Origin of the sequence: Humibacter ginsenosidimutans (assembly GCF_007859675.1) — a bacterium.
Taxonomy (GTDB): domain Bacteria; phylum Actinomycetota; class Actinomycetes; order Actinomycetales; family Microbacteriaceae; genus Humibacter; species Humibacter ginsenosidimutans.
Map to the genome: position 1 here is coordinate 821,352 of NZ_CP042305.1, position 22,177 is coordinate 843,528.

Sequence of the window (22,177 nt, forward strand, 5' to 3'; positions counted from 1 at the left end):
GCACCTGCGGCGTGCTCCTCAACCCACGGGGAGACGCACGCCTGCGGCGTGCTCCTCAACCCACGAAATGGAACTCCGGGTCACACCAGGGCCGCGACGATGGGGGTGAACCAGGCGCGGAACGCCTCGTGATCGTCTCGCAGGCTCCAGCTGACGACCACGGTGTCGGGCCCGACCACCCATGCACCCTTCTCCGCGAGGGGAAGCGCCTCGATGTCGAGCCGGAACGAACCCGTCTGACGATGCAGTTCGTGCTCGTGCTGCCGCACAGTGTCGACGATGTCGGCCGAGTACTCCGCACGATGCCGCAGATCGTCGGCGAGATACTCCGCTCTGCGCGCATTCGACCATGCGACGGCATCCGCGAAACGCTCGATCACCAGATCCTGCAGCGCGAGCTCACGGTCGAACGCCGCGAAGTGCGGCGGCACGAACGAGGTGCTCCAGGAGGCGACGGAGTTCATGTCCACGACCGCGCGGCGCCACCAGCCGACCCACTCGTCGGCGAGCGTCGGCTGCGTGGGATGGGCGGTCTCGCGCGCGTGGTCCCCCCACGGGCGGGGCGGAGCGATGGCGAGCATCCTCTCGGCCGCCGGCTGGTGCTGGACCGCGGGCACGACGGCGGGCAGCGGCGGCTCGCCGACGCCCTCCAGACCGGCGAGATCGCGCAGGCACAGCGCCATCAGCAGGTCCCACGGACAGTCCTCTGTGACCCGCCATCGAAGAGTGCCCTCGATGAGCATGGCAACAATCCTAGGATTCGGCGCCCGCCGAAGAGCCGTTCGCCACGATGCTCGCCGCGTCGACGTAGAGCCACGCCGTCTCTCCTGACGCGAGGGTGACGGCGACGCGCGTGTAGTCCTCCACCTCGTAGTCGTCTGCTGCGAGGAGATCGTCGTCGGTCAGCTCGAGCACCGCTCCGTCGACCATGTCACGCGGGTCGCCGGTCTCGCGGGCGAAGGGATGCTCAGCGCTGCCGCTCACGGCCACCACGTGCGGGTCCGTGATGGCGACCGTGTCGAGAACGTAGCCCGTCAGGGTGGCGGCGCGCATCGGCATCCTCCGGCCGAAGGTGGCCCTCTGCACGCCCTCGAGACGGAGGGTGCCGTAGGAGAACAGCAGATGGGTCACGAGGCCGCTCCGTCGTCCAGCGACGCCGCGGGCGCGGTGACCAGCAGGTATTCGGGCACGTTCGCCCGCTCGACGGGCCCCGTGCCGTCGGCACGGTACTGCGGCTCGTCGAAGGCGACGGTCCAGACCCGGCCGGAGAGCCGCTGCACCTCGAACGCGCCGTTCGCGAGAGTGGATGCGCTCGCCACGATCACGCCGGTCGGGTCGCCGACCCAGCCCTTGTCGCCCTGGCCATCGTCATCCATCACGTACACCTGCACGCCCACCCCGAAGACGTCGCCGCGCTCGGCCGCCTCGTGCTTGTCCCGTCGTCGCCACACGACTGCCATTGTTCCACCGCGGCGCGCTGCGCCGTCCCGCCGCGACACGAAGGGTTGGGCGCCCTCCGTCAGGCGAGCATGATGGAGAACATGACACGGGTGGCGATCATCGGGGCACATGGCAGAGTCGCGCAACAGCTGATGCGGCTGCTGTACGACGACGGCGATGACTTCGTCGGCGTCGTGCGCAGTGAAGATCACGCCGACGACATCTACCGGTTCGGCGGCGAGGGGGTTCTGCTCGACATCGAGCACGCGGAGCCCGAGCAGCTCGCGCACGCCATCGAGGGATGCGACGCGGTGGTGTTCGCCGCGGGCGCCGGCCCCGACTCCGGTCCCGCGCGCAAGGCCACGGTCGACTACGGCGGATCGGTGAAATCGCAGCGCGCTGCCGAGCTCGCGGGGATCAAGCGCTTCGTGCAGGTCTCGGCGATGGGCGTGGACGATCAGGTCGCGGACGACGCGACCGAATCGTGGCGCGCCTATGTGGATGCGAAGCGTGATGCCGACATCGCCCTGCGCGGCAGCGGGCTCGACTGGACGATCCTGCGCCCCGGCGCGCTGACGCTCGATGACGGCACGGGACTGATCGAGGCCGGGGAGCGCGTCGCGAGGGGGTCGATTCCCCGGGAGGACGTCGCCCACGTGATCGTGACGACGCTGCGGGATGAGGCGACCGTCGGCATCCAATTCGAGTTCGTGTCGGGCGCCACCCCCATCGACGATGCGGTTCGCGCCGTCGCCGAGGCGGGCCACGGCGGGCCGACCGCGAGCTGAGCAGTCGACGCACGGAGCAGGTCGCACACCGTCTGCGACGCAGTGAGAAGAAATCGAGCGAGCACCGGAATGAACGAGAACAGTCCACGGTTCTGGAACACACACGACAACGGAGAGGCCCGCCCTATGTCTTTCGCCGACTGGCTCGAGGTGCAGCACAGAGCGCACGCTGCATTCGGCGAGCGTCTCGCCCAGGTCACCGACTGGAGCGCGCCGACGCCCGACGACGAATGGGACGTCTCCGCCCTGGTGCGCCACGTCATCGAGGAACAGCAGTGGGTCCCGCTTCTGCTCGACGGTCGCACCGTGGGCGAGGCGCGCTCGAGGCTCCTGCCGCTCGGAGACGACCTGCCGGCAGAATGGCGGCGGTACTCGGCTGCGGCGACCCTTGCCTGGGCATCCGTCGACCCGCAGACGATGGTCAACCTGTCGTACGACAACGTGCCGGCAAGCGCGTACCTGCGTGAACAGGCGTCCGACGTGATCGTGCACACGTGGGATCTCGCTCGCGCCATCGGCGGGGACGAAGAGCTCGGTGACGGCCTCGTCGAGGCGGCATGGACGGTCTTCGCGCCGCAGAAGGAGACGCTGCAGGCGAGCGGACTCTTCGCCTCGCCCGTGCCCTTGTCCGACGACGCGCCGCTGCAGTCGAGGCTGCTCGCGCTCACCGGTCGAGACGACCGCGTGGCAGCCTGACAACAGCTCCCGTCGGGCGAGGATGCGCAGCTCACGGGCGTGCGGACGAATCGTCCGACGAGTCCCTAGGCTTGAGGCATGAGCATCGCGGAGGAACGCCCCTGGCTGTCCAGCTACGCGGAGGGCGTGCCCGCCGACATCGATCCGCCCACCGCGTCGCTCCCTCATCTCATCGAGGACTCCGTCGCCACCTACGGCGGCCATGTCGCGCTGGAGTTCTTCGGTGCGACGACCACCTACCGACAGCTCGGCGACGCCATCGATCACGTCGCGGGCGGCCTTGCGGCACTGGGCGTCAAGCCGGGCGACCGCGTCGCGATCGTGCTGCCGAACTGCCCGCAGCACGTGATCGCCTTCTACGCGGCTCTGCGGCTGGGCGCCGTCATCGTTGAACACAATCCCCTGTACACGCCCCGCGAGATGCGACATCAGTTCGAAGACCACGGCGCGACCGTCGCGATCGCCTGGACCAAGGTGGTCTCCACACTGCAGGAGATGCCCGACGACGTCGGGCTGAAGACCATCATCGCCGTCGACATCGTGGATGCCATGCCCGCCAGGCTGCGCATCGCGCTGCGGCTGCCGGTGAAGTCGGCACGCGCATCACGGGCACAGCTCACCACGAAGGTGAAGGGCGCCGTGAGCTGGGACACGCTGCTGCGAGCGGAGCCGATCGACGCATCCGTGCCCCGGCCCGAGGTGGACGACCTCGCGCTCATCCAGTACACGAGCGGCACGACCGGAACGCCAAAGGGCGTCATGCTCAGCCACTCCAACCTGGTCGCGAACGCGGCGCAGGCGCGCGCCTGGGTGCCCGCGGTGCCGCGCGGGACATCCGTGGTCTACGCGGTGCTGCCCCTGTTCCATGCGTACGGGCTGACGCTCTGCCTCACCTTCGCGATGAGCATGGGAGCGCGGCTCGTGCTCTTCCCGTCGTTCGACCCCGACATGGTGCTGAACGTCGTGAAGAAGCGCCCGCCGACCTTCCTGCCCGCCGTGCCGCCGATCTACGAACGTCTCGTGAAGGCCGCCACTGCGAAGAACGTGTCGCTGGCCGGCATCGAGATCGCGATCTCCGGTGCTATGAGCCTTCCGCAGACCATCGTCGACCTCTGGGAGAAGGAGACGGGCGGCTACCTCGTCGAGGGCTACGGGCTCAGCGAGGCGTCCCCCGTGCTGATGGCCAACCCCGTCGGCACCACCCGCAAGGCGGGCACCGTCGGGCTGGCGCTGCCCAGCACCGAGCTGCGCGTCGTCGACCCTGACGAGCCCGACCGCGCGCTGGCGCACGGCGAGGCGGGAGAGCTCCAGGCTCGCGGCCCCCAGGTGTTCGGCGGCTACTGGCGCAAGCCGGAGGAGACGGCGAAGGTGCTGGATGCCGACGGCTGGCTCCGCACCGGTGACATCGTCACGATGGACGACCAGGGCTTCGTGCGCATCGTCGACCGCATCAAGGAACTCATCATCACGGGCGGGTTCAACGTCTCCCCTACCGAGGTCGAGGACGAGCTGCGTGCCTACGACGGCATCGCGGACGTCTCGGTCGTCGGCCTCCCCAGGCCAGGGGCGGCGAGGACGTTGTCGCGGCCGTGATCATGAAGCCGGGCGTGCCCTTCGACGAGGACGCGATCCGCGCCTTCTGCCGGTCGACGATGACTCCGTACAAAGTGCCGCGCAGGGTCTTCGAGGTGGAGGAGTTGCCGCGCTCGATCGTCGGCAAGGTGTTGCGACGCCAGGTGGTCGAACAGCTCTCCGCACAGGGCGAGAAGGGCTGAGGCCGCGCGGCGGCACGCCGGCGGCGGGAGCGCGGCACGCCGGCGGCGGGAGCGCGGCGCGCCGCGGAACCGCGGGCATCCCTCTCATGCCAGCATGATGCCGTGGCTCACAGGCTCGATCCGAATGGCCGGAACCGCTCCACCGAGCGCTTCGTCGGCATGCTCGTCGTCGGCATCATCGCCGGAACGACCATCGGACTGACCGGCTCCTGGTGGTACGCGGCGGTCGGCGGCTGGGCCGCCGCCTGCGCCGTCTACATCGCATGGGTCTGGATCGTGATCGGGCGCTTCGACGGCGAGACGACGAAGTTGCACGCCACCCGCGAAGACCCGGGCCGGGCGATGAGCGAGCTGCTGATCGTGCTGATCGCGATCGCCAGCCTGCTGGCTGTGGCCGTCTTGCTCGTGCACACGAGCAGGACGCACGGCGTCGCTCAGGCGGCCGGTGCCGGCGCGGCCGTGCTCAGCGTCGCCCTATCGTGGACGCTGCTGCACACCCTGTACACGCTGCGCTACGCCCGCATCTACTACTCGGATCCGATCGGCGGCATCGACTTCAACGACGACGAGGACCCACGCTACGTCGACTTCGCCTACCTGTCCTTCGACCTCGGCATGACCTATCAGGTCTCGGACACGAACATCCGCACCAGCCAGCTGCGCTCCGTCATCCTGCGCCACACGCTGCTGTCGTACGTGTTCGGAACGGTCGTGCTCGCCTCGACGATCAACCTCGTCGCCGGGCTCGCGTTCTGATCGGCAGCGCGACCGCACGCCAGCCGATCAGGAAGACCGCGAGCACGATCGCGGCCACGATCACGAACGAGACGGCGACGCCCTGACCGCTCACGACGCGCAACAGCATCCCGATCACGAGCGTCGCCGCCCAGGCGACGACCCCGGTGGGCCACAGCGCGAACGGACGACGCCACGCCAGGCAGACGATCCAGCCGACCACGAGTCCCGCGGCAAAGGGCCAGAACGTGGTGAACGCGCCCCCGACGATGTTCTCGCCATGACTGCCGCGCCCGATGAGCACGAAGGCGAGCACGAGCACGACGTCGATCACGGCGGCCGTCACGATGCCACCGGTCGTCGAACGGAGCGTTCGGGGGACGGAGACGTTTTCGGAGGGGGCGTCGGTCACGTCGGCAAGTCTAGGGCGCGTCATGGGCGGAGCCGCGCGGGCCCAGGCCGGCCGGTTCCAGCATGCCCACGAAGGCGAGCTCTCGAACACGCGGAAGCACGTCGGCGGACAGCTCCGCGGCATCCACGTCGAGAAGATCTGCCAGTGCACCGACGATGACTCCGACGGGGAGGTCCCCGTCGCATGCGCCGACGAGCCCCGCAAGCCCGGTGTCGATCGCGACCCGCCGCCCGAAGCCGCCGCCCTGCACGAGGGCGAGAACCGTCGGGTCGTCGGCGCCGGGCCAGTAGTGCCGCTCCTCTGTCACATCCGGCGCTGTCAGCAGGGTGATCAGTCCGAGCTGCTCGTCATCGACGGATGCCAGCCACTCGCCGAGCCGGAGCCCACGGGCGAGGTGCGTGCCCAGTCCTCCTTCGTGCGTTCCGCTCGATTCCACGGACTCGAATCGGCGCAGGGTCACAGCGCCGTCCGCCGGCTTGCGCAGCGTGACGTAGCCGAAGCCGACGTAGCGCACGTCGCGGGCGGCGAAGTCGTCGAGCCAGGCATCGGTGAGCCGCTCGAACTCGGGGGTTCCTGGCCGGGTGCCGCCGTCGCGGATCCAGGTCTCCGCGTACTGCGGGGCATCCTGCAGCTCGCGTTCGACGATCCAGGCGTCGAGGGCACCGGGTTCGTGCTCGTCACCCAGCCAGGCGCGCACCCTGTCGAAGGCCTCGTCTTCGCCGTGATACTCCCAGTTGCCGAGGAACTGGGCGACGCCGCCCGGATTCAGGTGCTCCCGTACTCCGCGCATCACGGCCTCGACGATCTTGTCGCCCGTGAGGCCGCCATCGCGGTACTCGTACTCGGGCACGCCGGCAACCCTGGGCGTGATGACGAACGGCGGGTTGGAGACGATGTGGTCGAAGCGCTCGCCCTGCACCGGCTCGAAGAGGCTGCCGAGCCGGAACTCGATGTTCGGCACTCCGTTGAGCAGCGCGTTGAACCGGCCGAAGCGCAACGCCCGCTCAGAGATGTCGGTGGCGACCACCCGGTCGGCGTGTCGCGCGGCGTGCAGTGCCTGGATGCCGCATCCGGTGCCCAGGTCGAGCGCGGTGTCGACGCGGTCCCGGATCATGATCGAGCTCAGGGTGTTCGACGCGCCGCCCACGCCGAGCACGTGGTCTTCGCGGAGTGCGCGGCCGAGGGCGAGCTCGCCGAGGTCGGACGCGATCCACCATTGCCCGGCACCCGCCTCATCGGCGAACGCGTAGGGCCGAAGGTCGATGAGCGGGCGCACGGCATCGGCCTTGGAGGCCTGGCCTTCGACGGCGATGAGTCCGAGCTCCACCGCTCCCTCGGTTCCGAGCGACGGCAGCGCGGATGCCATCGCACGCGCCGACACCGGCAGGCCGAGCACGAAAACCGTTGCCAGCACGGCCAGCGGGTCGCCGTCGTCGACGCCGGATGCCGCCGCCCTGCGCGCCGCGACCCGCTGCCCTCGGAAGAGAGCTGCAGACGCCTCCTCGCCCCACAGGGCGTCGAGCGCGGCGACCGTGAAAGTCGCCGCGCCCAGATCGCCGCGAAGCCGGGACGTCAGGTCTGGATCGGTCTCGGGAACGTCTGCAGGCATCCCGCCATTGTTTCACGCGCCCTGCGCGCGAACGGCGGGCACCGTGCGACCGCCCGGCCTCACTCGGCGTAGAACGGCCGCACCTCGACGAGTCCGCCACGGGCCATCGGATGCCGGGCTGCGATCTCGAGCGCACGGTCGAGCGACTCCGCCTCGATCAGATCGAACCCGGCGATCTGCTCCTTCGTCTCGGCGAAGGGGCCGTCGGTGATCTGCACACGGTCTCCCCGCCGACGCACCACCTTGGCGTTCTCGGCCGGAAGCCGCTCCCCCACGATGCGCTCGCCGGATCCGTCGGTCTCGGTCACCCAGTCGTCGATCGCGACGTCGCCTGGCCGCTCCGGCTCGCCGGTCGGATCGGTGCAGATCAAAAGCAGGTATCGCATGAGCGTTCCTTTCCTCGTTCACTCATCGACACGTCGCACGGCGAAGCCGCAATCCGACATTTCGTCGATCGAAATCCGCCCAGGTCGACTCCTGTGCCGATCCACTACTGCGCGGCGCGCTCCAGCACCAGCTCGCGCACCCGCGCGGCGTCGGCCTGGCCCTTCATGGCCTTCATCACTGCGCCGATCACCGCTCCGGCGGCCTGCACCTTGCCGTCACGGATCTTCTGCAGCACGTCGGGCTGAGCAGCCAGCGCCTCGTCGATGGCCGCGATCAGCGCGCCGTCGTCGGAGACGACCTTGAGACCCCGCTTCTCGACGACCTCCGCCGGCGAGCCCTCGCCGTCGATGACGCCCTCGAGCACCTGGCGGGCGAGGCGGTCGGTGAGCTCGCCGTTCTCGATGAGCGCGACCAGCTCCGACACGTACAGCGGCGTGATCAGAGTCGTGGCCGCCTCCCCCCGCGCATTCGCGATACGGGCGATCTCGCCCGTCCACCACTTGCGGGCGGATGCCGCGGAGGCACCCTCGACGACCGTCGCCTCGACCACGTCGAGCAGGTCGGCGTTCACCACGTCCTGCATCTCCAGCGAGGTGAAGCCCCAGCTCTCACGCAGCCTGGCACGGCGCTCCGCCGGCGGCTCGGGGAGCGTCGCACGCAGCTCCTCGACCCACTCGCGACTCGGCGCCACAGGCACCAGGTCGGGCTCGGGGAAGTAGCGGTAGTCGTCGGCATCGCTCTTGGGGCGTCCGGCTGACGTGGTGCCCGTGTCCTCGTGCCAGTGGCGGGTCTCCTGCGTGATGGTGCCGCCTGCGTCCAGGATGGCGGCCTGCCGCTGGATCTCGTAGCGCACGGCACGCTCGACGGAGCGCAGCGAGTTGACGTTCTTCGTCTCGGTGCGCGTGCCGAGCACGTCGGAGCCGCGCGGGCGCAACGACACGTTGGCGTCGCAGCGCACGTTGCCCTCTTCCATGCGCGCGTTGGAGACGCCGAGCGCCTTCACGAGCTCACGAATGTGGGCGACGTAGGTCTTTCCGACCTCCGGAGCGTCGGCATCCGTGCCCTCGATCATGCGGGTGACGATCTCGACGAGCGGGACTCCGCCGCGGTTGTAGTCGACGAGCGAGTAGTCGGCGCCCTGGATGCGGCCGGTGGCGCCCGCGTGCGTGAGCTTGCCCGCGTCTTCTTCCATGTGGGCGCGCTCGATGAGGATCGTGACCTGACGGCCGCTCTCCAGTTCGACGGTCACCTGGCCGTCGTGCGCGATCGGCTCGTCGTACTGCGAGGTCTGGAAATTCTTCGACGTGTCCGGGTAGAAGTAGTTCTTGCGTGCGAAGCGAGAACTCTCCGCAATGCCGCAGCCGAGCGCGAGCCCGAGCCTGATGCTCGACTCGATCGCCTTGTGGTTCACCTGCGGCAGTCCGCCAGGCAGCCCGAGGCACGTGGGGCACGTGTTGGTGTTGGCACCGGAGCCGAACTCGTTGGCGCAGCCGCAGAACATCTTGGTCTTCGTGTTCAGCTCGACGTGCACCTCGAAACCGAGTACGGGCTCGAAGAGCTCGATGGCCTTGTCGTAGTCCATCAGTGCGTCCTTGGCCATCAGAGTGCTCCTCCCTCGCTCGCCTGCGCGTTCGTCGTGTTCAGCCGCGGTGCCCGATCGAGCAGCGGATGCCCCCAGCCGTCCTCGAGCAGCCGCTCGAGCGCCGCGCCAACGGTGTACAGGCGCGCATCCTCGTGAGCAGGGGCCATGATCTGCAGGCCGACCGGCAGATCGTCTTCCGGCGCGAGGCCGATGGGCAGCGCGAGACCGGGAACGCCAGCGAGGTTCGCCGGAATGGTCGTGACGTCGTTCAGGTACATGGCCAGCGGGTCGTCGATCTTCTCGCCGAGCTTGAACGCCGTCGTGGGAGCCGCAGGGCTGATCAGCACGTCGACCTTGTCGAACGCGGCGGCGAAGTCGCGCTGGATGAGCGTGCGCACCTTCTGCGCGCTGCCGTAGTACGCGTCGTAGTACCCGGCGCTCAGTGCGTAGGTGCCCAGGATGATGCGACGCTTGACCTCGGGTCCGAACCCGGCGTCGCGGGTCGCCGCCATGACGCGCTCGCTGGTCACGGGACCGCTCTGCGGGTTCACCCGCAGGCCGAAGCGCACCGAGTCGAAGCGCGCGAGGTTGCTGGATGCCTCGGCGGGCAGGATCAGGTAGTAGGCGGCGACCGCGTACTCGAAGCTCGGGGCCGACACCTCGACGACCTCGGCTCCCGCCGCCGTGAGCAGCTGGACCGTCTCGTCGAAGCGCTGCTTGACGCCGGGCTGGAAGCCCTCGCCCGAGCCGGAGATCTCACGCACCACGCCCACGCGCACGCCCTTCAGCGCGTCGTCAAGTCGCCCGGTGCGTGCCGCGTCGGCCATCGACGGCCACGCGTGCGTCAGCGACGTCGAGTCGAGCGGATCGTGGCCGGCGATCACGTCGTGCAGCAGTGCCGCGTCGAGCACGCTGCGCGAGACGGGGCCGACCTGGTCGAGCGAGCTGGCCAGCGCGATGGCGCCGTAACGGCTCACGCCTCCGTATGTCGGCTTCACGCCCACCGACCCGGTGACGGCGGCCGGCTGGCGGATCGAGCCGCCGGTGTCGCTCCCGAGCGCGAGCGGCGCCTCGAACGCGGCGACCGCTGCGGCGGAGCCACCGCCCGAACCGCCGGGGATCCGCTCCAGATCCCACGGGTTGTGGGTGGGGCCGAAGGCAGAGTGCTCCGTGGAGGAGCCCATCGCGAACTCGTCCATGTTCGTCTTGCCGAGCGGGATCAGATCCGCGTCGCGCAGTCGGCGCACGACCGTCGCGTCGTACGGCGGAACCCACCCGTCGAGGATCTTCGATCCCGAGGTTGAGGGCATGTCGTACGTGCACAGCACATCCTTGACGGCCACAGGGACGCCGGCGAGAGCGCCGAGGGTCTCGCCTGCCGCACGGCGGGCATCCACGGCCCTCGCCGTCTCGATCGCCCGGTCGGATGCCACGTGCAAGAACGCGTGAACGTCGCCGTCGACAGCGGCGATGCGGTCGAGGTGCGCACGCGTGGCCTCTTCGCTGGAAACCTCGGATGCCGCCAGCTTGTCGGCCAGGTCGGCCGCGGAGAGTCGGGTCAGCTCGCTCATCACGCCTCCTCGCCCAGGATCGGCGCGACACGGAAGAAGTCGCCCTCGCGGTCGGGTGCACCGGAGAGCGCTTGCTCGACGGTGAGCCCCTGCACCACGGTGTCGTCGCGGAAGACGTTCGTCATCGGGATCGGGTGGCTCGTGGCGGGCACATCAGGCGTGGCCACCTCGCTCACCTTCGCCACGGATTCCACGATCTGGGCGAGCTCCGCCGTGAGGCTGGTGAGCTCGTCGTCGCTGAGGTCGATGCGGGCCAGATCGGCCAGATGTCGCACCTGGTCGGCGCTGATGTCGGGCATGCGTCTCCGTTGTTCACTTCGTACGGGATGCCCACCAGTCTATTCGCGCCGCCGACGGCCGCTCGTCGGGCTCTGGCGGCATCACTCCGTCGGCGAGGAGGTCGGCGTGGGCGTGTCGCCCGGCGTCACCGGCGTGATCCTCTTCAGCGGTTCCGCCCCGAACAGGCCCTGCCCGCGCTCGGCGATGAGGTCGTATGCCTCCCGATAGGTGCGCGGCACCTTCGTCTCGTCACCGCCGTAGTGCGCGACGAGCATCCCGAGAAGTCCGACTCCGGGAGGCGAGAGCGGGCGGTCGCCATCGGTTTCCGGCGCGCTCGCCTCCGGATTGGGCGGCAGCCACTGCGGATGGGTCTGCGGCCACATGGTCGGTTGTCTCGGCTTCGACAGAGACACGGCGTTGTCGATGGTCGGCGCGTGCTTGTCGCGGTCGGTCAGATGACGCAGCCCGTATTTCTTCGTGAGCGTCGCGATCACCGACGAATGGTGCATCGTGTCGTTGATGATCTGGCCCTTGGCGGTCCAGGCCGAGATGGCGAGCGCGGGAACGCGCACACCGAGCCGGTCGAACCCGAACCCCATCTCGGTCTCGCCCAGGTTCTTCGACGGAGGCGTCGCGGCGGGCGGAGAGACGTGATCGTAGAGGCCGCCGTGCTCGTCGAAGGTCACGAACAGCATCGTGTTCATCGCGTTCGAGCCCTTCAGACTCGCACTCGTGCGGACTGCCGTGTAGATCTTGTGCAGCAGGGCGTCGCCCGCGCGCACGTCCGAGATGGCACCGCCAGAGATGACGCTGCCATCGACGTCCGTTCTCGTCATCGGCCCGACCGGTGGATGCATGTCGTTGTGGTCGTAGACCAGGCGCGGCTCGATGAACGAGTAGTCGGGAAGCTCCCCCTTCTCGACATCGTCGTAGAACCGCGTCATCGTGCGGAAGTGATCGGTCTTCCAGTACTTCTGCAGTGCAGGCGCGTGGATGAACCCGGTCAACGAGATGAGCTGGCGGTCGTCGAAATAGACCGCCCAGCTCTGGCCGCCGCCCTCGAGCCGGTTGAAGATCGTGGGCGCGTACGCGGCGGGATCGAGCCACTTCTTGTAGCTCGGCAGTCCATTGGTGACGAACCCGTGCGACGTGGAGGCGTGGAAGAACGAACGATTGCAGAACGTCTGCGAGGGAACGGCGCAGTGCCAGTTGTCGTACACCGCGAATTCGCGGGCCAGAGTGGAGAAGACCGGGAGCATCGTCGGATCGAACGCCCCCATGATGTGCCGGTACTCGTCGAACGCCGGAGTCACCCCCTGTCGCTCCCTGCGCAGGTGGTCGATGTAGTCGGCGAGAAAGCCGCTCATGTCCGCCACCCCGTAGGGCGGCGGAGCGTTGTAGGGCGGCTCCATCTGCCACACCATGCGATTCGCGTTCTCCGGGGGGTTCACGGTGCCGAAGAGCTGGTGATTGACGAAGGGATACTCCTCGCCGGGGTCGGGATCGGGCTGGCTCATCACGAAGTCGGTCGTGCCGTCGTACACGTGCGCCGGAATGTCCCGCCCCGTGAGCGGATCCCGATTGACGTCACGCGCGACATCGAGTCCCCGGAACGTCTGCCCGCGCGGAGGCTTCTGATCGGCATAGAGGAAGCCCAGGATGTTGTCGAACGATCTGTTCTCGAACATGACCACCACGAGGTGGTCGAACCCCGGCCTCGCGGGAACGGGCAGCAAGCCCAGCTCTTTCTCGATCCTCGGTTGCGCGCTGTCGCGTCCGCCGACCGCGCCGACCACTCCACCCACGACTCCGCCGACGATCCCGCCCGCCGCGGCACCCGCTGCCACGAGACCTGCGCCGCGCAAGAACCTGCGGCGCGAGGTCGTGTCCGGCCCCTGCTGCTCCGCGGATTCATCGCGATCCTCGCCGACAGCGGTGGCCGAGGCTCCCTGCTCCCCGGATTCGGGCCCGTGTTCGGGCTCGGACCGGGGCGCGGACACGGGCTCCACTTCCTGTTCGGCCCCGTCGTCTGCACCGGGTCGATCGTCCATGTCGTCCATGTCGCTCACTTAAGCGTTCCCGCCACTGTCGTCCGTCTCGGCGACACCCTCGAGCGCCGCCGGACCTTCCGTCACGAGCAGAGCGAACTGGGCGGCATCGAGAATCGGGATGCCGAGTTCCTCGGCTTTGGCGAGCTTCGAGCCGGCTCCCGGGCCTGCGGCCACGAAGTCGGTCTTCTTCGACACGCTCGACGCGGCCTTGCCTCCGGCCGCGATGATCGCCTCCTGCGCGCCATCCCGCGTGAAGCCCTCCAGCGATCCCGTGGCGACGATCGTGAGTCCCGCCAACAGTCCGCCGGCTTCACTGGCCTTTCCCGGTCCCGGATGCCCATGAATCGCGAACGGCACACCGGCCGCCGTCCAGCGATCGACGATGTCCCGGTGCCAGTCGACCTCGAACCACGCGAGAACCGCGTCGGCGATGATGCCGCCCACACCGTCGACGGCGGCGAGGTCATCTCTGGTGGCCGCGCGGATGGCATCCAGCGAGCCGAACCAGTTCGCGAGCGCCCGTGCGGCGACGGGACCGACGTGCCTGATGTTGAGCGCGACAAGGAAGCGCCAGAGGTCCTTCTGCTTGGCGGCGTCGATGTTGGACAGCATGTCGTGCGCTGTCTTCGACGGCACGTGCGACGGCGTGCCCGCGAACGCGGCGGCGCCCGGGTCGAAAGCCGCGTCGGCGTCCTTGCCGGTGAGTCTGCGCTGCCGGCGGAACGGCGTGTCGGTGCGCACCCTGATCGTCACGCCGTCGTCGGTGGTGAGCTCGTGGCCCGGCTCGCCGTCTTCCGCTTCTTTCGGCAGGCCCGTCTCGTGATCGCGCACGATGACCTCGATGTCGAAGATGCGCTCCAGGGTGAGGTCGAACAGCCCGGCTTCCGTCGGAAGCGGCGGCACCGGCGGCCGCAGCGGCTGCGTGAGTGCCGCGGCCGCCACCTCACCCAGCGCCTCGATGTCGAGCGATCCGCGGCCGGCGATGTGCTCGACGCGACCGCGCACCTGCGCCGGGCACGATCGCGAGTTCGGGCAGCGCAGATCGATGTCGCCCTCTTTGGCGGGTGCGAGACGGGTGCCGCACTCCGGGCAGAACTCGGGCATGTGCCACTCGCGCTCCGTGCCGTCGCGTCGCTCCTCGACGGCGCCGAGGATCTCCGGGATGACATCACCGGCCTTGCGCAGCACGACGGTGTCTCCGATGAGCACGCCCTTCGCCTTGACCACCTGCTGGTTGTGCAGCGTGGCCTGCCGCACGGTGCTGCCCGCGACCTTCACCGGCTCCATCACGGCGTAGGGCGTCGCCCTGCCCGTGCGCCCGATGCCGACCAGGATGTCGAGCAGCTTGGTGAACACCTCTTCCGGCGGATATTTGTACGCGATGGCCCACCGCGGAGCACGGCTCGTGGCGCCGAGCTCGTCATGGGTGGCGAGGTCGTCGACCTTCACGACCACGCCGTCGATGTCGTGCTCGAGGGAGTGCCGCTGCTCCCCCATCTCCTCGATATAGGCCGCGACCTCGTCGATGTCCCCCAACACCCTGTTGTGCGGCGAGACGGGCAGGCCCCAGCCGCGCAGCAGCTCGTAGCCCTGCGACTGGGTGGCCATGGGCGGATTCGCCCACGCTCCCAGCGTGTGCAGATAGAGCGAAAGCCGCCCCTGCCGCTCTCGCATGAGTTCGAGCTCCTGGGGCGACTTGTTCTCCCGCCGCTGCCTCAGGCTGCCCGCCGCCGTGTTGCGCGCGTTCGCGAACTCGGGATACTTCGTCTTGATCTCGTCATCCGTCTTGCCCCTCGCCCGCTGCTCGGCCGCGTACTGCTCCTGCAGCTGGTGCTGCCGCTCGTTGAGGAACTCGAAGTCGACGGTCTTCAGGAACACCTCGCCGCGCACCTCGAAGAACTCCGGCCACCCGCTGCCGGACAGCCTCTGCGGGATGCACGGAATCCAGTCCACGTTCTCGGTGATGTTCTCACCCACGGTGCCGTCGCCGCGGGTGGTCGCGGTCTCCAGCACTCCGTCGCGATAAGCCAGGCTGATGGCGAGGCCGTCGATCTTCGCCTCGGTGAGCCAGCGAACGGGGTGACCCGAGGCATCCACGGTCTTCGCCGCCCATTCGCGCAGCTCGTCCACGCTGAACACGTTGTCGAGGCTGAGCATGCGCTCGGCGTGCTCGTGCGGCGGGAATCCGGCCGACGCGATCGCGGCGCCGACCGTCTGCGTCGGGCTGTCCTGGCCCGCAAGCTGGGGGAACTCGCGCTCGATGGCCTCGAGACGGTGGATGTCGGCGTCGTACTCCGCGTCGCTGATCAGGCTCCCGCCCTCGTAATACGCGACACGATTGCGCTCGATGCGCTCGCGGAGCGCCTCGGACTCGGCACGGGCGTCGTCGAAGTCTGCGGGGATGTCCGTCACGACGCCAATATTAGAAGCGACCACCGACGCAACAGAGGAGAACCATGCGCATCGTCATCGTTCGGGGCATCGACGATTCGCCCCACGACCACTGGCAGTCGATCTGGCAGAAGTCTCTGGGACCGGCAGCGGTGCGCATCGCGCCCGCGTCCTTCACCGAGCCCGACGAAGACGACTGGTGTGCGGCGATCAATGCCATCACGGGCGAAGACGACATCCTCGTGGCGCACAGCCTCGGATGCCTTGCCGCGGCATCCTGGATCGCTCGCGGCGGTCGTGCCGCCGGTGCGTTCCTCGTGGCACCGCCCGACGAGAACGGCTCCGCGTTCCCCCCGGCCGCCCACGGCTTCACCGCGCCGCACTCTGCACTGCAGGTGCCCTCCGTGATCGTGGCGTCGGACGACGACCCCTATTGCTCACCGGCACATCTCACCGAGCTGAGCACGATGTGGGGATCGCCGAAGATCGACGTCGGCCAGCATGGCCACCTCAACAGGGCGAGCCGGCTCGGCGAGTGGGACGAGGGGCAGCGACTGCTGACCGCGTTCGCCGCCGGTCTGGGAGTGCGGCTCCCCGGCGTATGACCCGCGGCTACGCCTCGACCGGCACCGCGCTCACGGTGCGGTCGATCGTGCACTGCCCGAGCACGCGGGTTCCCACGTAGACCACGGCGCTCTGCCCGGTCGCGACGCCGTTGATCGGCGTCTGCGGCCGGATCACGAGCTCACCGTCGCGCAGGAACGCCGTCGCGGGGACGGGGTCGGCGTGGGCGCGGATCTGCACCTCGCACGCGAACTCGGCGGCGGCATCCTTCGGTGGCAGCCCGGCCCAGCTGATGCGGGAGCCGGCGAGCTCGGCGATGTCGAGAGCCTCTTTCGGACCGACGACCACCGTGTTCTCCTTCGGCTTCACCTCGAGCACGAAGCGAGGGCGGCCGTCGGGCGCGGGCACGGTGATGCCCAGGCCGCGCCGCTGGCCGACGGTGTACGCGGTGGCGCCTTCATGGCTGCCGACGACCTTGCCGCTGCGCTCCACGATGTCGCCTGGCGCGGTGCCGACGTGCTCCGCCAGCCAGCCGCGCGTGTCGCCGTCGGGAATGAAACAGATGTCGTGGGAGTCGGGCTTCGACGCGACCGTGAAGCCGCGCGCCGCAGCCTCGGCACGCACCTCGGCCTTCGAGGGCGTGGCGCCGAGCGGGAACATGGCGTGAGCCAGCTGTTCCGCCGTGAGCACGCCGAGCACGTAGGACTGGTCCTTCGCCCACGCGGCCGCACGGTGCAGCTCACGGTTGCCGTCGGCGTCCGTCATGATGCTCGCGTAGTGGCCGGTGCATACGGCGTCGAATCCGAGGGCCATGGCCTTCTCGAGCAGCGCCGCGAACTTGATCTTCTCGTTGCAGCGCAGGCACGGGTTGGGAGTGCGGCCGGCCGAGTACTCGGCGATGAAGTCGTCGACCACGTCGAGCTTGAAGCGCTCGGAGAAGTCCCACACGTAGTAGGGGATGCCGATCATGTTCGCCACGCGCTGGGCATCCATCGAGTCCTCGATTGTGCAGCAGCCACGGCTGCCGGTACGCAAGGTGCCCGGCATACGGCTGAGCGCGAGGTGCACGCCGACGACGTCGTGGCCGGCTTCGACGGCGCGCGCCGCCGCCACCGCCGAGTCGACCCCACCGCTCATCGCCGCCAGAACACGCATGGGCGTCAGTCTACGAAACGTGCCTGAACGGGACGTCCGGCCGCACGCACGCTCCACTCTCGGCCCCGCCACGCGACACGTCGTGGCATCGCGGAACGCCACGGTGAGGCCCGCCCGTGCTCACGGGATGTCGTTGAGCGTCTTCTCGACGGCGGCCAGCCTCTGGTCCATGCTCTCGAGCTTCGCCAGCAGCTGACGAGACACCTCGGAGTTCTGCGCCACGACATCGCGCAGGTCGGACGAACCGGCCAGCTCGGCATTGCGCTCTTGGGCCCGGTACTTGCTGCGCTGGATCATGTAGATCGACCACCCGATGACCCCTGCCAGAGGGACGAGAAGATAAAGCGCTCCCCACCAGTACATTCGCCTACCCGCTTTCTTCGCTTCGCTGCACTTCTTCGCTGTGCTGCTGATCTTCGCTGCGCCGTACAGCGGCGACAATCGTCGCGAGATCGATGGTGAGATCGAAGGGAACGATCTCGAAGTACTTCAGTGCCTTGCCGTCGTTCGACAGCTCCAGTCGGCCGGTCACGTAGCCCGCCTCCTCGAGCCGCTGCAGGTGCATGTAGAGCAGCGCCCTCGACATCTGCACTCGCCTGGCCAGCTCGCTGACGTGCAGCGCCTCACCGGCGAGCATCGACAGGATGCGCATGCGCTGAGGACTCGCGATCGCCGCGAGCCGTGCGCTCAGTGCCTGGGCATCCATCGTCGTCTCCACCTGTAAGACAAACATTACACCCGACAGCGACGCCCGACACACCCAACCCTCACGCGCACACGTCGCCCCCGACCGTCGCGAAGACGCAGACCGTCGAGACGTCGCAAAAGGCGATCCAAGTGCGCCCGCGAGCGCAATTCGTGACTTCTCGGTCGACGCGGCGGCGGAACGCGGCCGAAGCGTCGGCGCGAGGGCGTCAGCGGGCGCCGAGGGCGGACTCTCGGGCTGCGAGGCCGGCCCGGGATGCCTGTGCGTACGCATCCGGGAGCGCCGCGAGGAAGGCGTCGACGTCGTCATCGGTCGACGTGCGTCCCATCGTGATGCGCAGTGCGCCGCGCGCCTCGTCCTCGCCGCGGCCCATCGCGCGCAGCACGTGCGAAGGCTCGGGGATGCCCGCCTGGCAGGCCGATCCTGTGGACACCTCGACTCCGGCGGCATCGAGCAGGAACAGCAACGAATCGCCCTCGCATCCGGGGAACGTGAAGTGTGCGTTCGAGGCGAGCCGGGCATCCGCTTCGCCTGCGGTCCGACGCTCGGCCGGGACCGGCTCCGGGCCGCTCAGAACGGCGGACGGCACCGCGGCACGCACCCCGGCGATCAGTCGATCGCGCAGCGCAGCGAGACGCTCGGCGTCTGCAGCCCGCTCCGACTCGGCGTGGCTCGCCGCGACGGCGAACGCCGCGGCCGCCGCCACGTCTTGCGTGCCGCTGCGCACCTGGCGCTGCTGGCCTCCCCCGTGGATGAGCGGCACCACTGTCGCGTCCCGCGAGAGTACGAGCGCCCCAGCGCCGACCGGTCCGCCGATCTTGTGCGCGGAGACGCTCAGCGCCGTCAGCCCCGCCTGGCCCTTCGATCCCGTGCGGGCGCGCATGCCTCCGAAGTCGATCGGCAGGTGTCCGTAGGCGGAGACCGCATCCACGTGCACAGGCACTCCGGCGGAGGCGGCGAGCGCGATGAGCCGCTCGGCGGGCTGCACCGTTCCCACCTCGTTGTTCGCCCAGAGGAACGTGAGGAGGGCGATCTCCTCCGGTTCACGCCGCAGGGCCGCCTCGAGGGCGTCGAGTCGCACGAAGCCCTGATCGTCGAGCGGGATCCACTCCACGTCGGCTTTCTCGTAGGACGCCAGCCATTCGACGGTGTCGATGGTGGCGTGGTGCTCTCCCTCAGGCACCAGGATGCGTCGCGCTCCTGCGCGCGCCCTCTCCCAGTACAAGCCCTTGATGCCGAGGTTGATCGCCTCGGTGCCGCCCGAGGTGAAGACGAGCTCGATGCCCTGGCAGCCGAGGGTGACGGCGATGCGCTCGCGGGCATCCTCGAGCATGCGCTTCGCATTCTGCCCAGCGGAGTGGATGCTCGACGGGTTGCCCACCTGCGCCATGGCGCGCGTGTAGGCCTCGAGCGCCTCGGGCAGAACGGGGGTGGTGGCGGCGTGGTCAAGGTAGACCGGCATACGAATTACTGTAAGACGCATGTCTTCGCAGGATCCGCTGTCATCGCTCGGCGTCCATGCCCAGCCGGATGGCGGGTCCATCGGCGTCTACTCGGCGAGCGCGACAGGGGTCGAGCTGCTTGTCTTCGACGCGGACGACCCGAACTGGCTCTCGGAGCGGGTGCCGCTGGACGCCGGCGACGACCACGTCTGGACGGCGCGCTCCGAGCACTTGAGACCGGGCGCCCGGTACAGCATCCGGTGCTCGGGTCCCACGGGCCCCGAGCACCACTTCGATGAGCGGGCCGCCCTGATCGAGCCGTACTCGCGGGGGCTCTTGCGTTCCGGAACGGGATGGCGGTCGGTCGTGGTCGACGGCGGCTTCGACTGGGGCGGCGTCGCCAAGCCGCACGTTCCGCGCGACCACACCGTCGTCTACGAGGCGCACGTCAAGGGACTCACCGCTCTGAACCCGGACATCCCGACAGAGCTGCGCGGAACCTACGCCGGCATGGCGCACCCGGCCACGATCGAACACCTGAAGCGGCTCGGCGTCACGAGTGTCGAACTGCTCCCGGTGCACGCGTTCGTCAGCGAGCAGCGGCTCTCCCGTCTCGGGCTCACGAACTACTGGGGCTACAACACGCTGAATTTCTTCACGCCGCACGCGCCCTACGCCACGAAGCAGGCGCAGGCAGCCGGAGCGGATGCCGTGCTGCGCGAATTCAAGGGCATGGTGCGACTGCTGCACGAGGCCGGGCTCGAGGTCATCCTCGACGTCGTGTACAACCACACGGCAGAAGAGGGCGAGAACGGGCCGACGACGAGCCTGCGCGGCATCGACAACGCCACCTACTACCGGATGAACGCCGATGGTTCCTACATCGACACCACCGGCGTCGGCAACACCGTGAATTTCGGCGAACACGCTGCCCGCCGCCTTGTGCTCGATTCGCTGCGGTACTGGGCGAACGACGTGCAGATCGACGGATTCCGGTTCGACCTCGCCGTCACGTTGGGCAGGGACGAGACGGGCGCGTTCGACAACGACCACGCGCTGCTCACCGCCATCACCGACGACCCGTACCTCGAGGGTGTGAAGCTCATCGCCGAGCCGTGGGACATCGGGCCCGACGGCTGGCACACCGGCGGATTTCCCGACGGCTGGTCGGAGTGGAACGACAGATACCGCAACCGCGTGCGCTCCTTCTGGCTGCGGGACATCGCGGATGCCCGCGCCAACGGCAGCGCACCCACCGGCATCGGCTCCCTCGCGACGCGGCTCGCGGGATCGTCCAACCTCTTCAGCCCGGAGCGAGGCCCACTCGCCTCCGTGAACTTCGTGACCGCCCACGACGGCTTCACGCTCGCCGACCTCGTCGCGTACGACCAGAAGCACAACCTCGGCAACGGTGAGAGCAATCGCGACGGCACCGACGACAATCGATCGTTCAACCACGGGGTCGAGGGGCAGACCGACGACGAAGGCGTCCTCGCCGCGAGACGCAAGGCGGCACGCAACCTGATGGGCACCCTGCTGCTGTCCGCCGGCATCCCGATGATCACCGCCGGCGACGAGTACGGACGCACCCAGTCGGGCAACAACAACGCCTACTGCCACGACGACGATCTCACCTGGTACCGCTGGGACTGGGACGAACGGCAGCACGACTTCGCCGCGATCACAGCCCAACTGATCCGGCTGCGCAGCGAGAACCCCGCGCTGCGTCCCGTGCGGTTCGGCAAGTTCGGCGAGAGCGTGCCGAGCGCCAGCCAGCTGGACTGGTACGACGCCGGCGGCGGCACCATGGACGAACAGGACTGGGACTCGCCGCAGAACCGCACACTGCAGTTCCTCGCCGCCTCCACCCCGGAGTTCGAAGAGGCCAACCGCATTCTGCTGGTGCTGCACGGGCTCGAGTCCGAGACCGTCGTCACGCTTCCCTCGCACGCCGAGGTCGGCGGCTACACGCTGCTCTGGGACAGCGCGGAGGAGACCGTCGCGGAGGGCACAAGCGAGTTCGCGCCGGGCAATGCCGTGCCGATGGGGCCCACCTCGATGAAGCTCTTCAGGGCACACGACTAGCGGCCGACGTGTCACCGAAGCATCAGGCGGCCAGGAACACCGCAGGCACCCCCGCCACTGTCGCGCTCACCGCCGCGGGGATCGCCTTCACCCCGCACGCCTACGAGCACGATCCGGCACAGACGGCGTTCGGCCTCGAGGCCGCGGACGCGCTCCGCATCGACCCGGCACGCGTCTTCAAGACCCTCGTGGTGGAAGCCGACGGCCGGCTCGTCGTCGGGATCGTGCCCGTCGCGGGGCAGCTCGACCTCAAGGCGCTCGCCACCGTCGTCGGCGCCAAGCGCGCCTCACTCGCCGATCCGGCCATCGCCCAGCGCAAGACGGGCTACGTGGTCGGCGGCATCTCGCCGATCGGACAGAAGACGCGGCTGACGACCGTGCTGGATGCCTCGGCGAGCACTCACTCCACCGTTTTCGTCTCCGGTGGGCGGCGCGGCTTCGACATCGAGCTCGCGCCCGCCGACCTCGCAGTGGTGACGGACGGCATCCTCGCGCCGATCGCCCGCTGA

Annotated in this window: 21 protein-coding genes and 1 pseudogene; 7 read left to right on the forward strand and 15 right to left on the reverse strand. The window is 69.0% G+C overall.

Going from position 1 to position 22,177, the window contains the following annotated elements:
* Positions 1-80: 80 nt before the first annotated feature.
* The 3 genes from FPZ11_RS04005 to FPZ11_RS04015 are packed head-to-tail and all read right to left on the reverse strand — an operon-like array spanning position 81 to position 1,451.
* Positions 81-743 (reverse strand): hypothetical protein, encoded by a 663-nt coding sequence (locus FPZ11_RS04005; RefSeq protein WP_146318570.1) that lies wholly within the window; start codon positions 741-743, stop codon positions 81-83.
* Positions 744-753: 10 nt separating this feature from the next.
* Positions 754-1,131: a gamma-glutamylcyclotransferase family protein gene (locus FPZ11_RS04010; protein WP_146318572.1), complete on the reverse strand. Its 378-nt coding sequence runs from the start codon at positions 1,129-1,131 to the stop codon at positions 754-756.
* Positions 1,128-1,451, reverse strand: coding sequence for a hypothetical protein (locus tag FPZ11_RS04015; RefSeq protein ID WP_146318574.1), 324 nt, complete (start codon positions 1,449-1,451; stop codon positions 1,128-1,130). Before FPZ11_RS04015 ends, FPZ11_RS04010 begins: the two co-directional genes overlap by 4 nt.
* A gap of 90 nt (positions 1,452-1,541) precedes the next feature.
* Here FPZ11_RS04015 and FPZ11_RS04020 point away from each other — a divergent pair, with 90 nt between their 5' ends.
* The 4 genes and pseudogenes from FPZ11_RS04020 (at position 1,542) to FPZ11_RS04035 (ending at position 5,455) form a co-directional block, all read left to right on the forward strand.
* Positions 1,542-2,228 (forward strand): SDR family oxidoreductase, encoded by a 687-nt coding sequence (locus FPZ11_RS04020; protein WP_146318576.1) that lies wholly within the window; start codon positions 1,542-1,544, stop codon positions 2,226-2,228.
* A 126-nt stretch (positions 2,229-2,354) separates the two neighbouring features.
* Positions 2,355-2,924, forward strand: coding sequence for a TIGR03086 family metal-binding protein (locus FPZ11_RS04025; protein WP_146318578.1), 570 nt, complete (start codon positions 2,355-2,357; stop codon positions 2,922-2,924).
* Positions 2,925-3,002: 78 nt separating this feature from the next.
* Positions 3,003-4,699, forward strand: a pseudogene (locus FPZ11_RS04030) (long-chain-fatty-acid--CoA ligase).
* A 102-nt stretch (positions 4,700-4,801) separates the two neighbouring features.
* Positions 4,802-5,455, forward strand: a complete 654-nt coding sequence (locus FPZ11_RS04035) for a DUF1345 domain-containing protein (RefSeq protein ID WP_246846518.1) — start codon at positions 4,802-4,804, stop codon at positions 5,453-5,455.
* Here FPZ11_RS04035 and FPZ11_RS04040 read toward each other — a convergent pair.
* The 8 genes from FPZ11_RS04040 to ligA all read right to left on the reverse strand — a co-directional run bounded on the left by FPZ11_RS04040 (position 5,427) and on the right by ligA (position 15,746).
* The gene (locus FPZ11_RS04040) at positions 5,427-5,846 is read right to left on the reverse strand and encodes a DUF3054 domain-containing protein (protein WP_437438616.1); all 420 of its coding nucleotides are present in this window, start codon (positions 5,844-5,846) and stop codon (positions 5,427-5,429) included. The genes FPZ11_RS04035 and FPZ11_RS04040 overlap by 29 nt on opposite strands.
* A 10-nt stretch (positions 5,847-5,856) precedes the next feature.
* Positions 5,857-7,455: a DUF7059 domain-containing protein gene (locus FPZ11_RS04045; RefSeq protein ID WP_146318582.1), complete on the reverse strand. Its 1,599-nt coding sequence runs from the start codon at positions 7,453-7,455 to the stop codon at positions 5,857-5,859.
* Between the two features lie 59 nt (positions 7,456-7,514).
* The gene (locus FPZ11_RS04050) at positions 7,515-7,841 is read right to left on the reverse strand and encodes a YciI family protein (RefSeq protein WP_146318584.1); all 327 of its coding nucleotides are present in this window, start codon (positions 7,839-7,841) and stop codon (positions 7,515-7,517) included.
* A gap of 104 nt (positions 7,842-7,945) precedes the next feature.
* Complete coding sequence (gatB, locus tag FPZ11_RS04055; RefSeq protein ID WP_146318586.1) at positions 7,946-9,442, reverse strand: Asp-tRNA(Asn)/Glu-tRNA(Gln) amidotransferase subunit GatB; 1,497 nt, start codon at positions 9,440-9,442, stop codon at positions 7,946-7,948.
* Positions 9,442-10,995: an Asp-tRNA(Asn)/Glu-tRNA(Gln) amidotransferase subunit GatA gene (gene gatA / locus FPZ11_RS04060; RefSeq protein ID WP_146318588.1), complete on the reverse strand. Its 1,554-nt coding sequence runs from the start codon at positions 10,993-10,995 to the stop codon at positions 9,442-9,444. The genes gatB and gatA overlap by 1 nt, the downstream gene beginning before the upstream one ends.
* Complete coding sequence (gene gatC / locus FPZ11_RS04065; RefSeq protein ID WP_146318590.1) at positions 10,995-11,294, reverse strand: Asp-tRNA(Asn)/Glu-tRNA(Gln) amidotransferase subunit GatC; 300 nt, start codon at positions 11,292-11,294, stop codon at positions 10,995-10,997. Before gatC ends, gatA begins: the two co-directional genes overlap by 1 nt.
* Positions 11,295-11,375: 81 nt before the next feature.
* A complete protein-coding gene (locus FPZ11_RS04070; protein WP_246846635.1) occupies positions 11,376-13,334 on the reverse strand; it encodes an alkaline phosphatase family protein in 1,959 nt (652 codons plus the stop codon).
* A gap of 9 nt (positions 13,335-13,343) precedes the next feature.
* Positions 13,344-15,746 (reverse strand): NAD-dependent DNA ligase LigA, encoded by a 2,403-nt coding sequence (gene ligA, locus FPZ11_RS04075; protein ID WP_146322685.1) that lies wholly within the window; start codon positions 15,744-15,746, stop codon positions 13,344-13,346.
* Positions 15,747-15,781: 35 nt separating this feature from the next.
* Between ligA and FPZ11_RS04080 the strand changes: the two genes are divergently transcribed.
* The gene (locus FPZ11_RS04080) at positions 15,782-16,321 is read left to right on the forward strand and encodes an RBBP9/YdeN family alpha/beta hydrolase (protein ID WP_146318592.1); all 540 of its coding nucleotides are present in this window, start codon (positions 15,782-15,784) and stop codon (positions 16,319-16,321) included.
* Positions 16,322-16,328: 7 nt separating this feature from the next.
* Here FPZ11_RS04080 and mnmA read toward each other — a convergent pair whose 3' ends face one another.
* From mnmA to FPZ11_RS04100, 4 genes are all read right to left on the reverse strand, one after another.
* Complete coding sequence (gene mnmA / locus FPZ11_RS04085) at positions 16,329-17,435, reverse strand: tRNA 2-thiouridine(34) synthase MnmA (protein ID WP_146318594.1); 1,107 nt, start codon at positions 17,433-17,435, stop codon at positions 16,329-16,331.
* A gap of 120 nt (positions 17,436-17,555) precedes the next feature.
* Positions 17,556-17,798, reverse strand: coding sequence for a hypothetical protein (locus FPZ11_RS04090; protein ID WP_146318596.1), 243 nt, complete (start codon positions 17,796-17,798; stop codon positions 17,556-17,558).
* Positions 17,799-17,802: 4 nt separating this feature from the next.
* The gene (locus FPZ11_RS04095) at positions 17,803-18,168 is read right to left on the reverse strand and encodes an ArsR/SmtB family transcription factor (protein ID WP_246846520.1); all 366 of its coding nucleotides are present in this window, start codon (positions 18,166-18,168) and stop codon (positions 17,803-17,805) included.
* A gap of 181 nt (positions 18,169-18,349) precedes the next feature.
* On the reverse strand, positions 18,350-19,603 hold the full coding sequence (locus tag FPZ11_RS04100; protein WP_146318598.1) for a cysteine desulfurase family protein: 1,254 nt from the start codon (positions 19,601-19,603) through the stop codon (positions 18,350-18,352).
* 19 nt (positions 19,604-19,622) lie between these two features.
* Here FPZ11_RS04100 and glgX point away from each other — a divergent pair, with 19 nt between their 5' ends.
* Positions 19,623-21,668, forward strand: coding sequence for a glycogen debranching protein GlgX (glgX, locus tag FPZ11_RS04105; protein WP_146318600.1), 2,046 nt, complete (start codon positions 19,623-19,625; stop codon positions 21,666-21,668).
* An 8-nt stretch (positions 21,669-21,676) separates the two neighbouring features.
* The gene (ybaK, locus tag FPZ11_RS04110) at positions 21,677-22,177 is read left to right on the forward strand and encodes a Cys-tRNA(Pro) deacylase (protein ID WP_146318602.1); all 501 of its coding nucleotides are present in this window, start codon (positions 21,677-21,679) and stop codon (positions 22,175-22,177) included.